The 15201-nt window shown below is 62.9% G+C and carries 17 protein-coding genes; 5 read left to right on the top strand and 12 right to left on the bottom strand.

Annotation, left to right across the window (positions count from 1 at the left end; genetic code table 11):
- Positions 1–28: 28 nt before the first annotated feature.
- From ACZ1II_RS22850 to ACZ1II_RS22840, 3 genes are all read right to left on the bottom strand, one after another.
- Positions 29–232, bottom strand: a complete 204-nt coding sequence (locus tag ACZ1II_RS22850) for a hypothetical protein (protein WP_465145828.1) — start codon at positions 230–232, stop codon at positions 29–31.
- A gap of 28 nt (positions 233–260) precedes the next feature.
- On the bottom strand, positions 261–668 hold the full coding sequence (locus tag ACZ1II_RS22845) for a hypothetical protein (RefSeq protein ID WP_465145827.1): 408 nt from the start codon (positions 666–668) through the stop codon (positions 261–263).
- A 122-nt stretch (positions 669–790) separates the two neighbouring features.
- Positions 791–1123, bottom strand: coding sequence for a hypothetical protein (locus ACZ1II_RS22840; RefSeq protein WP_465145826.1), 333 nt, complete (start codon positions 1121–1123; stop codon positions 791–793).
- Between the two features lie 1292 nt (positions 1124–2415).
- Between ACZ1II_RS22840 and ACZ1II_RS22835 the strand changes: the two genes are divergently transcribed.
- The 3 genes from ACZ1II_RS22835 to ACZ1II_RS22825 all read left to right on the top strand — a co-directional run bounded on the left by ACZ1II_RS22835 (position 2416) and on the right by ACZ1II_RS22825 (position 4606).
- Positions 2416–3552, top strand: a complete 1137-nt coding sequence (locus tag ACZ1II_RS22835) for a PAS domain-containing sensor histidine kinase (protein WP_465145825.1) — start codon at positions 2416–2418, stop codon at positions 3550–3552.
- A gap of 77 nt (positions 3553–3629) precedes the next feature.
- On the top strand, positions 3630–4004 hold the full coding sequence (locus tag ACZ1II_RS22830) for a response regulator (RefSeq protein WP_465145824.1): 375 nt from the start codon (positions 3630–3632) through the stop codon (positions 4002–4004).
- Positions 4005–4153: 149 nt separating this feature from the next.
- Positions 4154–4606, top strand: coding sequence for a PA2169 family four-helix-bundle protein (locus tag ACZ1II_RS22825; protein ID WP_465145823.1), 453 nt, complete (start codon positions 4154–4156; stop codon positions 4604–4606).
- 51 nt (positions 4607–4657) lie between these two features.
- On the opposite strand, the gene ACZ1II_RS22820 is transcribed toward ACZ1II_RS22825, so the two are convergent.
- The 8 genes from ACZ1II_RS22820 to katE all read right to left on the bottom strand — a co-directional run bounded on the left by ACZ1II_RS22820 (position 4658) and on the right by katE (position 13273).
- Positions 4658–5506, bottom strand: a complete 849-nt coding sequence (locus tag ACZ1II_RS22820; RefSeq protein WP_465145822.1) for a glycosyltransferase family 2 protein — start codon at positions 5504–5506, stop codon at positions 4658–4660.
- A complete protein-coding gene (locus ACZ1II_RS22815; protein WP_465145821.1) occupies positions 5503–6090 on the bottom strand; it encodes an SAM-dependent methyltransferase in 588 nt (195 codons plus the stop codon). The genes ACZ1II_RS22820 and ACZ1II_RS22815 overlap by 4 nt, the downstream gene beginning before the upstream one ends.
- Positions 6087–6755: a PIG-L deacetylase family protein gene (locus ACZ1II_RS22810; RefSeq protein ID WP_465145820.1), complete on the bottom strand. Its 669-nt coding sequence runs from the start codon at positions 6753–6755 to the stop codon at positions 6087–6089. The genes ACZ1II_RS22815 and ACZ1II_RS22810 overlap by 4 nt, the downstream gene beginning before the upstream one ends.
- On the bottom strand, positions 6749–7876 hold the full coding sequence (locus tag ACZ1II_RS22805) for an acyl-CoA dehydrogenase family protein (protein ID WP_465145819.1): 1128 nt from the start codon (positions 7874–7876) through the stop codon (positions 6749–6751). Before ACZ1II_RS22805 ends, ACZ1II_RS22810 begins: the two co-directional genes overlap by 7 nt.
- Positions 7876–8907 (bottom strand): glycosyltransferase, encoded by a 1032-nt coding sequence (locus tag ACZ1II_RS22800; protein WP_465145818.1) that lies wholly within the window; start codon positions 8905–8907, stop codon positions 7876–7878. Before ACZ1II_RS22800 ends, ACZ1II_RS22805 begins: the two co-directional genes overlap by 1 nt.
- Positions 8904–9836, bottom strand: a complete 933-nt coding sequence (locus tag ACZ1II_RS22795) for a glycosyltransferase family 2 protein (RefSeq protein WP_465145817.1) — start codon at positions 9834–9836, stop codon at positions 8904–8906. The genes ACZ1II_RS22800 and ACZ1II_RS22795 overlap by 4 nt, the downstream gene beginning before the upstream one ends.
- Entirely contained in the window at positions 9829–10965 is a 1137-nt protein-coding gene (locus tag ACZ1II_RS22790; protein WP_465147372.1) for a glycosyltransferase family 4 protein, read from the bottom strand. The genes ACZ1II_RS22795 and ACZ1II_RS22790 overlap by 8 nt, the downstream gene beginning before the upstream one ends.
- Before the next feature lie 85 nt (positions 10966–11050).
- The gene (gene katE, locus ACZ1II_RS22785; RefSeq protein ID WP_465145816.1) at positions 11051–13273 is read right to left on the bottom strand and encodes a catalase; all 2223 of its coding nucleotides are present in this window, start codon (positions 13271–13273) and stop codon (positions 11051–11053) included.
- A 234-nt stretch (positions 13274–13507) separates the two neighbouring features.
- Between katE and ACZ1II_RS22780 the strand changes: the two genes are divergently transcribed.
- Positions 13508–14233 carry a Crp/Fnr family transcriptional regulator gene (locus ACZ1II_RS22780; protein ID WP_465147371.1) on the top strand — a complete coding sequence of 242 codons (726 nt, stop codon included), beginning with the start codon at positions 13508–13510 and terminating at the stop codon, positions 14231–14233.
- A gap of 19 nt (positions 14234–14252) precedes the next feature.
- Here the strand turns inward: ACZ1II_RS22780 and ACZ1II_RS22775 are convergent, their stop codons facing one another.
- Entirely contained in the window at positions 14253–14507 is a 255-nt protein-coding gene (locus ACZ1II_RS22775; RefSeq protein WP_465145815.1) for a hypothetical protein, read from the bottom strand.
- Positions 14508–14554: 47 nt separating this feature from the next.
- Between ACZ1II_RS22775 and ACZ1II_RS22770 the strand changes: the two genes are divergently transcribed.
- Complete coding sequence (locus ACZ1II_RS22770; RefSeq protein ID WP_465145814.1) at positions 14555–14914, top strand: hypothetical protein; 360 nt, start codon at positions 14555–14557, stop codon at positions 14912–14914.
- Positions 14915–15201 lie beyond the last annotated feature (287 nt).

Genomic DNA, 15201 nt, shown 5'->3' with positions numbered 1-15201 from the left:
TCAGCGGGATTCCGATCAAGGCGGCCCCTCAGCGCGAGCGGAAGATCAAGCCGGGCATAGCTGCGCAACCTGTACCGCTGCGGCCGGACACCAGCGTATCGCAAAGGTGGCCGATGGGGGAGAGAAATTCGCAGCCCGCGACGATCGCCCGTTCAATCAGGAAAGGTTCGGGGCGGTAGCGGATGTCCTTGGCAAATGTTGCGGCGACCGGATGCCGAGCCTGACGACGCATGTGCGCCGCGTGTAGCCCCCTGGAGCCGTTAATCGGACGCTGGATTACGGGGCGCGCCTGGATGGGTGCTGCCGAAACCGGCGGGAATGCGCGTCGCATTGGCGGCCAGGTCTTCCTCGCGCTGATCTGTAAGAGTGTCGAGCATGCAGTTGAAGAATTCCAGGGCTTCGTAGGGCGTCGTCAGGGGAAGAGCGACCCTGGATCCCGTTAAGGCGTTCCCGACTGCGTCTTCCGAGATGTTCCTGAGGTGCTCGAGAAAAGCGGTGCGGCCGGTTGGCTTCTTGAGCGTCGAGGCCACGAGTCCTGTCGCCATTTCAATCAATGCAATTGATTGAGGTGCGCCGGGATCGCGCTGCAGGAAACTTTCGATCCCTATCCGGCTGGCTTTTCCGCCTGATGCCGGATTGGGTTCGTGCAGTACGATGGGCGTCTTCATGCCTGGGCGGACGAGGAGCGACCAACGGTCTCCATTGGAGCTTCTGGCAAACTGTATCTTTCGTTCTGACATGGCAATTTCCTTTTTAGCGCGAAACGCCGCGCTATTCGTGAAGGCCGGTTTCAGGCATCCGCGCCTCCACGGTCCGGGTTTTCGTTCTGACCGGCCTCTTCCCGATCCCCAGGACGCTCGACCTCGACAGCCGCGATGCAGGCGATCATGCGCAGGCGCTCCCTGCTTGCCTCGCGCCGGTCAGCAGCGAGCGCTTCGTAAGCCCATGCTGCGGCAGCGCGCGAGGCGACCACGCGGACATTATCCAGAACTGCGCTGGCAGCACGGTTGCGCTGAAACGCTTCCTGTTCCCTGCAGAAAGTGGAAGTGAGTTCCATCGGTCTTTCCTTGAAAGTGTCGGTTACTGCCAGCAGGCTGGCAATATCACGAGCGCGCAGCGTCATTTCCGGTGTGGGCGATTGCCCTGTGGATCGTGCCTATTTCCAGTGCTTGGAACGTGCGAGGCAATGGCAAGACGCGTGTTGTGCCAAGGCCGCCACCCTCATTTTCCCAGCTGTCCTCGCGCAAGATTCGGACAGCGCTCCGCCGCGCGGCGATCAATTCGTGATCGACCGGACAAACGGGGCCGGAAGGGGTAAGTTCTCCAATTGCGACGAGAATGGAAGTGAGAGACACAGAGCGCCTCCATCAGCGAGCGGGAGCGCGAATTGTCTCTCAGCCGCACCCGAGCCCGAGGCTATGGAAGTGCGATAGCCCCTATTTGGGGGGCCTTGCGGCGAATTACCATGGTTGAACGCCTTTTTAATCCGGTCAGCATGGCTGATTGGGATCAGGGATGGCCCGGCCTCGCCCCAGATATTCAGCTTGAGATCCAAACCGTCCAGCTATTGCGTTCTTGTGCACGTCCAGCCCACATGCTTCACCGGACCGCTCATCGCTTGGCTGGATGCATGGCATCAGGCGGACCGGCTCGACGCAAACTTGTCGCTGGCTATTACGAGACAGGGTTGCCCAGCCTTGGACGATCATGTGGTTTAGGTGGTTTGCCGACTGGGAGTTCTTCTTGGCGGTGACGAGTGCCGGCCCGCTCCGGAGCCAGTCATTCAGCTTCAACAGCAGCTTTCCCCGGTAGACGCTCCGGGCAATGGCTGGTTTTTTCGAACGCTCTGGCCGCTCCAACGGTCTGCACCTGCTGGACGGTGAGATATCCAACGCGGGTGGCAGAATGACAAGCGGCTCATCGTTGAGGCGGCGAAATGGTCCTCTTCAGCGGTAGGAGATGTGTAGCGAGCCCGCGTTCTTCACTCGATTTGTCTACCCAGGCCAAGAGGCTTCTGCTCTGATAGCGGATATTCGCAGTCCAGAGTTCCACGGCGGTCCGGCTGGCAGGCTGCCCATGGAACCAGGAACCCCGTTCCGAATTAGGAAAGGTCGGAATGTTCTGGTAGAACCGGTTCGATGATGTCCGGAGCAACGTGATCCGCACACCTCATGCATTGGACACTGGGTACCCATACCATGTCGTCAAGTTCTTCATTCCCGCAAGCAGCCGGTAGCTTACCGGAAGGCGGTAGCGAAACCAAGGTTTTGCGCCAGCTTAACGTCCTGAGAGGCGCCAGCCCAGAACGGACGGTGATATCCGCGCATGGGTCCGGCTGTGACCAGTACATATGGGGTTATGTCGCGCTGCGCTTCGAACCGGAATCTCGCGCGACGGTCGAGGCGATCAGGGCCTTTGTCTGAGAACCCGCTTCTCGAAGCGCCAGGATCGGGCGTAGAGCTTGATTTCGAGGACCTTTTCGAGACCGCGCCTTGCGGATACCTTTCGACGGATCGGAACGGTCGCATCACCCGGGCGAACGGTACCTTTGCCGGCTGGATCGGGATTGCTGCCGACAATCTGGTGGGTAAACGCTTTTCCGAACTTCTATCAACTGCATGCAGGACTTTCTACGAGACTCAATTCGCGCCGATATTGCGTATGCAAGGCAGCTTCAGCCAAGTCGCACTGGACATCGTCGCCGCCGATGGTCGCATCCTCCCCAGCCTGGTCGACGCGATCGAACGCCGGGATGGGGATGGGCGGATCTGGTACATTCGGTTGACGGTATTCGTCGCTACCGAACGATGCGCTTACGAACGCAACTTGCTACGCGAGCGCAACGAAGCCCAGGCCGAAGTTAAAGCAGCGCATGCAGACTCGGATTTGCGCGAACAGTTCATCGCCGTGCTCGGACATGATCTGCGCAATCCGGTGGCTTCAATCGTCAGCGGTATTCGTATGCTCGATCAGGAAGAACTGAGCGACCGCGGGCGCATGGTGCTGCGCTTGATGGAGGGCAGCGCTGTGCGGGCTTTCGGGCTGATCGACAATGTCATGGATTTCGCCCGAGGTCGCCTGGGCGGAGGCATTACGTTGTCACGCGATGCACGCGAACCCCTGGAGACGGTGCTACGCCAAGTGGTCGAGGAACTGCGTTCAATCGCACCGGAACGGCAGGTCGATGTCCTCTATTTTCTTGATGAACCGGTCGACTGCGACCGCCTCCGCATCGGACAATTGGTTTCGAACTTGCTCGGAAATGCTTTGACGCATGGCCTCCCGGGCACCCCGGTCAGGCTGGAGGCAAGAACGGCGGATGGAAACCTGACAATTGAAGTCGCCAACAGCGGAAAACCCATCGCGGCGGACACCATGGCACGGTTGTTTCAGCCCTTTCAGCGCGGCGCCGGTCGGGGACAAGGATTAGGTCTCGGATTGCATATCGCTTCCGAGATTGCCCGCGCGCATGGCGGCATGCTCGCGGTGCGCTCGGACGACGGCGAAACCCGCTTCACTTTCACCATGCCACTAATGAACACGGCCGGGTAAATTCTCCGATGCCGAGAACTTCTTCGCAGGAGCGGCATTGATCAGGTACCGGGCAGCTCCCCGGCAGGAGAGCGGTCGTGCATGGTGACTATTTTGGAATGACGGTGCTGGTTGTCGAAGATGACGCTCTGGTGCGAATGCTGGCCGCAGACATCTTCACCGAGGCTGGGTTCGAAGTTGTCGAGGCCGGAAGTGCCGTCGAAGCGATAAAAATTCTTGATAATCAAGAAGATATCTGTTTGATGTTCTCGGATATCGACATCGGGGGGACAATGGGCGGGCTCGAACTGGCTGAACTCGTGCACTGGCGTTGGCCGCTGATACGGCTTCTGCTGACATCCGGCGATCATTGTCCGAGCACCGAGGCCTTGCCGCAGCCTGGACAATTCATTCGCAAACCCTGGAAGCCGCTCAGCTTGATGGAGAGGGTTGAAGAGATTCTCCGTGCCTAGCCAGAGCCCGAGCCGGAATTTCAATGGGGAACACGAAATCGCACTGACTCAGGTTAATTTTTGGTCGAGGGCTGCTTCTTTTTACCGGCGTCGGCGTTTTGCCACAGTCCGGACGATAGTCGTTCCGACCATTTTGATTGGAATGAAAAATGCCTGAGACTTCCCACGATATCTCGACGCTCAACTCTTTGATCGCGACCACAATCGACAGTGTGGACGGTTATACCGAGGCAGCGAAGGACAGCGAAACCGGTCGCTTCGGATCATTGTTCACCAGCCGCGCTTCCGAACGCCGAGAAGTTGCCTCACGGCTTCAGCAGGAAGTTGTGCGTCTGGGCGGCAATGCGGAAGACGACGGTACTGTTCTTGCCGGAGCTCACCGCATGTTCCTCAATCTCAAGGCGTCAATGACCGGTCATGACGACAAGGCGATCGTCAACGAAGTCGAAGCGGGCGAGGATCATATCAAGGCGAAGTTCGAAGATGCTCTCGAAGACCGCGAACTCTCGCCCGGAGTGCGCCAGTTGATCGAGACGTGCTACGTCTCGGTCAAGGCGGGTCACGATGAGATGCGCGACATCAAGCATTCGATGGAACGCTAAATGCCATTTTCTTGAGGAGAGGGCTGGCGGCTTGGCCGCCAGCCCTTCTCGTTAGGAGAGCGCCGCGAACACCCGGGCTGACGCGAGTTCGGTGACCGTAGGCGCTCTGTGGACCACGATCCTGTCCTCGGTCCAGGCGATCAATCCCGCGCGATCGAAGGCGGAGAGCCAGCCCTCCATCGGCCACCTCCCCCACTTTTCCCGGAACACGCGCGCGTTGCGCACAATATCTTCGAAATGCTGGAACGGTGGTTCGAACGTATCGTGGAACTGGTGGAAAGCTCCGGGGCCTCCCATGAACAGCAGCGGCAGGCCCGCCTCTCTTGTACGAAATCCAAAATCGGTATCTTCCGCGCCATAGCCGGTGAAGGCCTCGTCGAAACCGCCGAGGTCATGGAACGTGCCGCGCTGTATGCCGAACACCAGCGACCAGAATAATCCCGCGTCATGCACCGCACGCAGCCCGCTGGCGGGAAAACTGCGCGCCGCATGTCCCGACGAACGCGACAGCAGGTCGGCCTCCTGCCACTCTCCCCGCGCGTCATCCGGCCCGAGATAGCGTACTTGCGCGCATACCAGCGCGTCTTGCGTTCCAACCACTTTCGCCATGGCCCCGACCAGACCCCGCATGGGAATACAGTCGACGTCGAGAAACAGCAGCACTTCTCCGCCTGCTTCCCGCGCCGCCGCATTGCGCGCGGCTGCCAGGGGAAGGCCTGTCTGGGCAAAGCGCAGGATTCGCACCGGAAAGGGTACGTCGTCCATGGCGACCGGGGGGGCGCTCCCCATGTCCACGACGACAAGTTCGTCCGGCATGGTGGCGCTGCGGCGCAGCCCTTCGACCAGATGGGCCAGATGGGTTGGCCGGTCCTTGACCAGGGTCAGGACGCTGATCGTCATGGCAGCAGGCGCCATAGATCGAGCCGATAGTGCGGCATGCGATCGGCCGCGATTACCTCGACCCGCGTGCCCAACATGGTCCGTAGTTTGAGAACGGCCTCGTCCCCGCTTTGAGGATAGTCGGTTGCGCCAGTCCAGTGAACCAGCAGCACTTCTCCGTTCGGGGCGACATGCGAGCCCAGCCACCGGACCGCCTCCTGCAAGTCGGGATCGGACCAGTAATAGGCGATTTCGGATAGCACGACGAGATCGAACGAAGGGGCGGGTGCCAGTCCGGGGAACGCCATCCTGGCAAAGGACACATGGCCGAGAGCCGCGCAGCGCGCCCTTGCCGCGCGCAGCGCAGTAGGGCTGACATCGACGGCCAGCAGCTTGTCGCAATGGGGTGCCAGCATCTGCGTGAGGACGCCCTTGGCGCAGCCGATCTCTAAAGCGTTCTCGTAAGTCCGGCTCGCAAGAACGCCAATCGTATGCGCGTACTTCTCACGCTCATAGGTGCTTGTCTCTAGCTCCCACGGGTCTTCGGTCTGTCGGAACATCTCTTCGAAATACTCGGGAGTGATGCTGGCGGATGGCCGGATCATGGGAATCTCCGCAGGAACAGGGTGTCGGCGGCAGGCATTCGCCGGCGATCGGGGGGCAGGCGAAAGCCCGGACCTCGAAAAGGTGTGAGTTGGCTGCGATGCGCGCGCAAGGCCTGTCGGCGTCTTCCGGCGAGCATCGACCGCGTGCCGAGCTTTCGGTAATTGCGCCCCTGCGGAATCTCGGCCCAAACGCAGTACTCCGCCACGATCAGCCTGCGTTTTGCGGTGGCACGCACGGCATAGGCGAGGCTGGCGGCGGCGGCATGATCGCAGTGGGGTTCGTGCCGGGCGGTCACGGCGATGGCATCGACCCGCAGGCGGCGGCACAAGGCACCGAGCACCGAGGTGGTGCGGGCGAAGGTTCTGCTTTCGGGCGCCGCGGGCGCGGCGTCTTTCCAGCCGAGGTGGATGGGCCGGGAACCGCGGCTTCCTGTCAGCAGACAAAGAGCCGCAGCGGCTTCCCGTTTCCGAAGTGCCGCAAGTCCGGCTCGATCGGCGTGCGATCCCGATCCGTCGGTCAGGTAGACAAGCGCCGCGAAATGGCCGCCGGCTGCGGTCTGGCTGATCAAAGCGCCGGCACCCAGGGTTTCATCGTCGGCATGCGGCGCGAGAACCAGCCAGCGCAAGTGGCGCCAGGGCCGGTCGACGAGCGAGAGCGTTACCATAAGGCGTCACCGTCGCCCCAGGCATCGCGATCGAGCCAGGCAAGCGCCGCCTGGTCGCGGGCGTGATCCGGACCGGCCTGGCGAAGGTAGAGGGCGAGGTCGCGGGTGATCTTGTCGATCCGCCCCCCGTCCATGGCGCTGCGGGTGCCGACGATCCGGGCGGACAGTTCCATCACGTCGAGCGCGGCGCGCTCAACGACGCCGCGGGTCATGCGGGCGAAGGCCGGGCCGTCCTTGTCGTCCCGAGCCGCGCGCATCGCGCATTCGCGCACCCAGAGATAAGCGGTGCGGGCAGCGGCGACGCCGTCTGCGAACCTTGCGCGTTGCAGCGGGTCGCGTCGCGCGGCCTCGGACATGGCGAGCCGGGTCTCGGTAAGCAATGCCTCGATACCGCCAAGCTGCACGGCGGTGAAACGCCAGGCTCCGGTGGTGAAGCGCGGGTCACGGTCGTAGTCGCCGGGCAGGCCCAGCAGGTCGATCTCCTCGACGCGGACACCCGTCAGGTCGTAAAAGCCGCTGTTGGTGGCCCGCATGCCGCGAACGCGCCATCCCGACAAGTCGGCGCGGTCCGGATCGTTGGCGGTCACAGTCACCAGCCGCCGAGGGCCTTCAGGCGGCTGTGCCGTGACGACGGCTGCCTCCAGCCCTCCTGCGCCGCTTGCGAAGGACTTGGCGCCGCTAAGCCGTCGCACACCCTCGCTGTCGATGACGAGTGCCACGCCGGGGGCTGGTTCTGTGGCCCAGACGCCGTAGAATGTCCCTTGCTCCAATTCCTGTTTTAGCCGTTTAGCCTGAGTGGGAGAGCCATACCATTCGAACAAGGCCAGGGCATTCACATGGCCTTCGTAGAGGCGGCCCAGACTGAGGTCGGCGCGGCCGACGATTCGCAGGACGTCCAGCAGCGCACGGTGCCGCGCGGGTGCATCGGTGAAACGGCTACCGCCGCTGGCGGGCGATGCAAAATCGCGGTGCAATCCTGCCGAGGCTAGGCAGCGCATGCTGCCGGCGGGAAAGACCGGCGCCGCATCGTAGCGTGCACCAAGATCTGCAAGGCGAAGCGCTATCGCCGCCGCCCGCACTGCCGGTCCTTGCGGATCGGACGAGGTGAGGGTGGATGCCACTATGCCGCGCGCTCAAGCGGAGCGGCCAGTTCGGCCAGCCAGGACGCGACCTTTCGCGCACCGGCCGCGTCGTGCAGCGCGCCTTGCGCTTCGGGCGGAAGGCGCAGGGCCTGTTCGATGAGGTTCGGCCAGTGTTGGGCGGGGGGCCATTCGGAAAGGACGAGTGCAGCCTGCATCGCGGCGAGGCCGGTGGCGGTGGCATGCTGTTCGCCGAAAGGGCGGCTCTCGGGAATGCAGATGAAGGGCCGGCGGGCTGCCACCACCGCGCCGACCAGGCCATCTCCGCCCGCGCCCACGACGATCGCGGCCCGGGCGATCTCGCGCTCGGGTACGTCGCTCCATCCGGCGAAAGCCAGGTTCGGTGGCATATTCGCACGGGCATGGGCCGGGCCGATCACGCGCCATTCCCATGCTGGACATGCGCGGGCCGCAGCGGCAATCCACTTCCCGTCCCCGGGCACACCGCCGCGTCCGCAGACGACCAGAACGCGGCGCGCCATCGGTGCATCACTGGCAGGCGCGGCGGTGATGCCGGGGAAATAGCAGGTCTTCTTGCTTACCCAATCGGGCGTGCCGGGTGCTTCCAGCATGCGGGAAAACGGAGCCAGCAGAGCCGTCGCTCCCCGGAACGCCTCGAGATGGGCGGTATCGCTGCGCTCGCCATTGAGGCGGACGCAGATCGTCGGGACCGAGGCGAGCCGCGCCAGCATCGCCACTTCGGCCGAGACGTCGACGACCATCAGTGAGGGGCGCTCCTGCGCGATCCAGGCGGTGATGCGCGCCACACGGCTGCGGATGCCGGCATGGTCGAGCGGCGCGTAGTGGAGCGCGGCGGGGCGGCAGGGCGCCTCGTCCAATCCGTCGAAGCGAAGAGAAGGCGGGCGGTCGTCCGGCAGATCGATGCCCGCGTCGCCGATGCCCGTGCCCAGCAGAACGACGGGCCGTCCAGAAGCGGCGGCAATGGCGGCGGCGCGGGCGCGGTGCCCGGCGCCGTGGTGATGGACATAGTAGCCGATCGGGCGAAGGGTCACGAAACGAGCTCCAGGATCATGTCATGCGGCATCGGCGGCAATTGCGGTTCCGTCTGCGCGATCAGGGCCGCGCCTTCCGGAGTGGCCCGCAGGCGTTGCCGCCACAACGCCCGCTCGCGCCAGTGCGAAAATGCAGGCGCGCGGGGAGGCTCGCCGCGTGCGGCAAGGTCGAACAGATCCTGCATCGCCAGAGCCATGCCGGTTTCTGCCCGGCCTTCGCGGCGGGGGGAGACGAAAGTGAAGACATCGGCGGGATGGGCGAGCCGTCCCCCTTTCGCCAGCGCGGCCGTCACCAGCGCGCGGTCTTCGCCGGAAGCGAGCGGCAGCACCCCGCCGCAGCGAATGTAGAGCTCCGCCCGGATTGCCAGCGAGGCGCCGGTATGATCGCCGTGGCGCGGCGCCGGGTCCCACGGCACCGGGTCGAGGTCGTCCTCGATGGCGCGCACGGCCTGCCAGTATCGCTCCCAGGCCCGGCGCAGGACCAGCACGCCCGGCGGCAAAGGTTCGGCCGGTTCGATTGCGATCCGGCCGCCGACCAGATCGGCTCCACGCGCAATGGCGCGGGCAATGTTGGCGAGCCATTCGGATGGCGGCCGGGTATCCGCGTCGGTGCTGACCAGGATGCCGCGTTCCGGCTCGGCCAGCAGGGCGAGGCCCATGGTCATCGCCATCCGACGGGCAAAGCCGGCGTGGGCACGGGCCGGGGGGAAAGTCGCCTCTTCGGCATGGATCGACAGCCGTCCGGCATGGCGACGCCGGGCCTGTTCCAGCACGGCGATACTGTCGTCGGTCGAATTGTTGACGGCGACCGCGACGATGACCGGCGCGTTCCAGTTCTGCGCCGCCAGGGCGTCCATGAGTACCGGCAGCCGGTCCGATTCGTCGCGGGCCGGGACGCAGACGCACAACTCGAGGCGGTCCTCACGCATGTATGCTGTTATCCAGCGGCGCGCCAACCGCAGCTTCCGCAAGGGGCCCTGGTGACGCCAGCAGGGCATCGGCGCGCCCCATGGCGATCCGGCGCCGATAGAGTGCCTCGTAATCGTCAACCATCCGCCGGGCATTGCATATGTGCTCGGCGCGCTTACGGCAGTCCCGCCGGTCGAGGGTGAGGGCGGTACGTCCGGCGGCGGCGAGCGAGGCGACATCATCCGGCATCGCCAGCACGCCGCAGCTGGGATCGAGAATCTCCGGGATGGCGCCGCGCGCGAAGGCGGCCACCGGGACACCGCAGGCCAGCGCTTCGGCTACCACCAGGCCGTAGGGTTCGTCCCACATCGGCGTGCAGAGGAATGCCCGTGCTCCGCCGACCAGTCGAGCGAGGTCGCTATGCGCGAGATGGCCGACATGGACAGCATCGGCGCCCAGCTGCGGGGCGATGCGGGTGCGGAAGTAGTCCTGGTCGAGGATCGGTCCGGCAATGCGCAGCGGCAGGCCGATACGGCGCGCCGCGGCGATGGCGAAATGCAGGCCCTTTTCCGGCACGAGCCGCCCGTACCACACGAGATAGCCTGTCTCGTCAGCTTGGCGGCGGAATGCGAAATCGTTCAGGTCGATGCCGTTCAGGATGACTTCGTCCGCCTTCGCGACATGTTTCCAGAGCGCGGCGACCGACTGCGAGACGGCGACGAAGGCATGGTTTCGTGCCGAACAGAGCCGCACGCCGCTCTCCAGCCAGCAAAACGGCGGGGTGTGCAAGGTCGTCACCATTGGCATCGGGAGCGAATCCGCCAGCGTCACCGGCAGGTAATGGAGCGAATTGTTATGGATTACATCGAAATCGCGCCGCCGCAGTCCATTCATCAGGCTGAGATAGGCGTGGTGTTCCCTGAAAAATGCGACGTTGGTCGCCTCCGTTGTGCCGACGGAGGCCAGCGCAGTCTCCGTGCAGATCGCTTCCAGGCCCAGTCGGCTCTCCGAGTGGGAGGAGGCGAAAACCGTTACGGCATGGCCGCGTTCGCGCAGCGCCCGCGCGAGGAGGTGCGTGTGCATCTCAAGCCCACCGGCGAAAGGCTCTGCAATGGGGTGGCGCAGGTGGGCAATGATGCCGATCCGCAGTCGCCGTTCACGCCGCCGTTCCCGCCCGTCGCCCGGAGACGAAGGGGCATCGGCTCCGGGATAGCGGGTGGAAGACATCGCGCGGTCAGTCTGCGGGCCGTGCATCCAGATCGACCTCCAGTTCGCGCGGCCAGTGGCGAAGCGCGCGGCAGGCCGTCAGGAAGGTTTCGGCATCCGCGCCGGTTTCCAGCGGAATGCAGGCTTCGTCGAGATCCTCGAAAATGCCGGCCCTGTCGAAGATTTCCTCAGCCTCGTCGGTGAGTCCGATGAACTTGCAATGGGCGAAGGCATCGGTGACGAAGTCTCTCGCTGCCGCGTCGAGCGACAGCAATTCGGCGCCCTCGTTGGATACCACCACAGCAACCGCGTCGAACAGCACCGAAGGCCCGCCGTCGATCTTGTGCTTCGCGGCAACGCTCGTCCCGTCCGACAAGGTAACGCCGGCGATCTTGGGCGCGATCACTTCGTAGACGGCGCCCTCGGCTTCCACGGCCTCCAGCAAGGCGGCGAAGATTTCGGCATCTGCCCCGTTACTGAGCAGGATGCCGAGCTTGCGGCCCTTGAAGCTGTCGGGGCCGTTCTTGGCGATACTGAGCTTGTCAGATGGCGGAAGGTCGGTGATCGGCTCCCGCGCCGCGATGGCCGCATCGGGAAGCGCCAGGCCAAGCCCGTCTGCAACCGTGGCAGCCAGTCCGGCATCGATGTTCAGCAAGTGCGAGACGGTGCGCGAACGGATGTCCGGACGCTCCACTTTGGACAGCTCGAAAACCAGCGCATCGCCGATGTGTTTCTGTTCGATGGGCGTCTGGCTGACGAAGAACTGCCGGGCCTGGCTGTAGTGATCGGCAAAGCTCTCGGACCGAACCCGCTGCTTAGGGCCGTCAGCCGCTTCCGCAAAGCTGGTGAAGCCGCGTACCGGATCTTCGCGCGGACCGCCTTCCGTGGGCCCCCAGCTGTTCGGCTCGTAGTTCACGCGGCCTTTGGGGTTGCGCATGGCCATGTGCCCGTCCTGCTGGAAGTGAGCCATCGGACACTTGGGCGCATTGATCGGGATATGCGTGAAATTCGGACCGCCAAGCCGCTTGAGCTGGGTATCGAGGTAGGAGAAATTGCGGCCCTGAAGCAGCGGATCGTTGGAGAAGTCGATGCCGGGCGGAACATTCTGGGTGCAGAAGGCAACCTGCTCCGTCTCGGCGAAGAAGTTGTCGACCACGCGGTCGAGCACAAGGCGGCCGACGATGCGGATCGGCACGAGTTCCTCGGGAATGAACTTGGTCGCATCCAGCACGTCGAAATCGAAGCTGTCGGCGAAGGCGTCGTCGAACAGCTGGACCCCGAGTTCCCATTCGGGGAAGTCGCCGGAATTGATCGCATCCCACAAGTCGCGGCGGTGGAAGTCGGGGTCGGCGCCGTTGATCTTGACCGCCTCATTCCAGACGACCGACTGGAGGCCTTGTTTCGGCTTCCAGTGGAACTTCACGAACGTCGACTTGCCTTCGGCATCAACCAGCCGGAAGGTATGCACCCCGAAGCCTTCCATCGTGCGCAGCGAACGCGGGATCGCGCGGTCGGACATTGTCCACATGATCATGTGGAAGCTTTCCGGGGTCAGGCTGACGAAGTCCCAGAAATTGTCATGGGCGGTCTGGGCCTGCGGAAAGTCGCGGTCCGGCTCGGGCTTGGCGGCATGGATCAGATCGGGGAACTTGATCGCGTCTTGGATAAAGAACACCGGGATATTGTTGCCGACGAGATCCCAGTTACCCTCCTGGGTGTAGAGCTTGACCGCGAAGCCACGCACGTCGCGGGCCAGGTCCGGGGACCCCTTCGAACCGGCGACCGTCGAGAACCGAACGAAAGCCGGGGTGCGCTCTCCCACGCGCTGGAAGACGTCGGCACGGCTGACATCCACCAGGCTGTCGGTCAGTTCGAAGAAGCCGTGCGCTCCGTATCCGCGCGCATGGACCACGCGCTCGGGAATGCGCTCATGGTCGAAGTGAAACAACTTCTCGCGGAAATGCAAATCCTCCAGCAACGTGGGGCCGCGCGGACCCTGCTTGAGGCTGTTCTGGTCGTCCGCGACGGGAATACCCTGCTGGGTGGTGAGTGTTTCGAGCTCCCCCCCGGCAACCTGGTGCGTATCGCCGCCGGGCGCCTGCACTTCGGCAAAAGTGAAGGATATGTCAGCGTCCGCCGGTATCGCGGGCGCCTTTTGCGGAGATTCGCCTCTCACGTCGACCGGAGCGAAGTCGCTCGGCGTGGCATTATTCGCTTGCACGGAAGGCGCTTTATCGGGCGTCCTGGCCATCTGGCTATCCTTTTGTAAATGGAATGCAAGGTGGACAAAACGTCGGAATGACGGTCGCATGCCTTGGGTTTCAGTCTCCGCTAAACATGCCGATGGAGCGCCGGGTTGCCGGGCGGAGCGCAGAATTAACTTACGTCAGTACGTTTTCCGGAGGCTTGATCTGCAACGTCCGTGCGCCTGCGGATTTACACCTAGTGAGGTCTGCCTCTTGCCGGATATGAAAGGAATTCCCGTCTGCTTACCGACCGCTTTCTCAGGGAGAAAACGGGCATCAATTTGTCCCCCCGCGAACGCGAAAGGCTGGAAGCGGGGATCGTCGAGGTGCGCGCATTGGAAGCAAGGCAGGTAATCGTTAGAGCCGGTACGCCGCTGCGGCACAGCATGCTGCTGACCGAAGGCATCATGTCGCGCTACATCGATGATCGCAATGGTTTGCGGCAATTGGTGGCAATCCATGTTCCCGGCGACTTCGTGGACCTTCACGCCTATCCCTTGCAGACTCTGGACCATGACGTGGCCACGATGACGTCCGCCAAGGTCGCGGTCGTGCCCCATAGCCAGCTGGATGCGATCATCTCGCAAAGTCCGGCTCTGGGCCGAAAGCTGTGGTTCGCGACGCTGATCGATGCCGCAATACACCGCGCATGGCTGTTTCGGCTGGGCCGGCTGGATGCGGTCGGCCGGGTCGCGCATTTTCTTTGCGAAACCAACATGCGTCTCGTCGCCGCGGGACTCAGCGACGGTCGGCGCTTTGCGCTCCCGCTGACGCAGACCGACTTGTCGGAGATCTGCGGGCTGACCAATGTTCATGTGAACCGCGTGCTTCGTCAGTTGCGAGAGGAGCGGCTTTGCGTGTTCAGATCATCGCTTGTGGAAATCACCAACCCGGCGGAATTAGTCGTGCGAGGGCAATTCGACCCAAGCTATCTTTATATAGACACGCAGGCGTCCGCAGTATGATGCCGGTCCCCGGTCATGTTCAGTAGCCAGTCCGCAAGACAATCGATCCGGCACGATTGTCGCTCTTGAACGGTTTGATGCTTTCGAACGCATCTTGGGAAGTCGCCAGCGTCAACATGTCGCAGCCGAACCCGATTTCTCGGGCGTGACCGGGGCGCAGAACTTCGTCCAGACCGGAAGTCCCGCTGCTTGGCACAACCCCGTTGCGCATTTTTACCTGAGCATCGTGATCGTTGATCTCGCCGAAAGCCGTGCGAACTTTCGAGCCGGGCACTTATTGCGAGACGTAACGTTGAATCCGTAAAGCCAGGAGTAACGTCCATGAAACCCTTTTTTCCTCTCGTTCTTTCTGTTTTCGCGCTGGCCGCGTGTGATGGCCCAAACGAGCAAGCGGGAAAAAAGCAGGACGAAACAGCGGCGGCTGCTTCCGGTGTCGAATATACTGGGTCAGGCCCCGCGGAACGGGCGGGAGAGGTGCGGGACAAAGCCGCCAATGCGGCTCGTAAGTCGGCCGAAGCCGCTGCTGCCGCGTTGAAAGCCGAAGCGATCAATGTGGAGAGGAAAGCCGATGTTACAGCGGAAAAGTTCGACGCGGAGGCCGATCGTGTAAGGGCGCAAGCAAAGAAGCGTGCCGACGAATTAAAGCGTGAGGCGGAAAAGGTTCGGGGCAGTACTGATTGATGTTATAAGTCAGTTTTGAGGTCACCGCACATTACGTGAGGGGCTGACCCTTTTTTGCTGGAATCGAATAAATTGCTCTATATTTCTGATTTTTTGCCTTAAAATACTTACTAAGTCACTCCATCTGATCAGTAAATGCTCCATGCGGCTATTTTGGAGTACAGGAACCGAACTGGCCGCCAAGCGCTTAGCAAGTACTCGGGTTAAGCGACCCACGTCTCCACCGAGGAGGCGCACCCGATCAGCTGATGGATTGCCGTAAAAGGCCATCGGTCTGTTTCGGCCAG

The organism is Novosphingobium sp. BL-S-20 (genome assembly GCF_055521635.1).
This window is presented reverse-complemented; position numbering and strand designations above follow the sequence as displayed.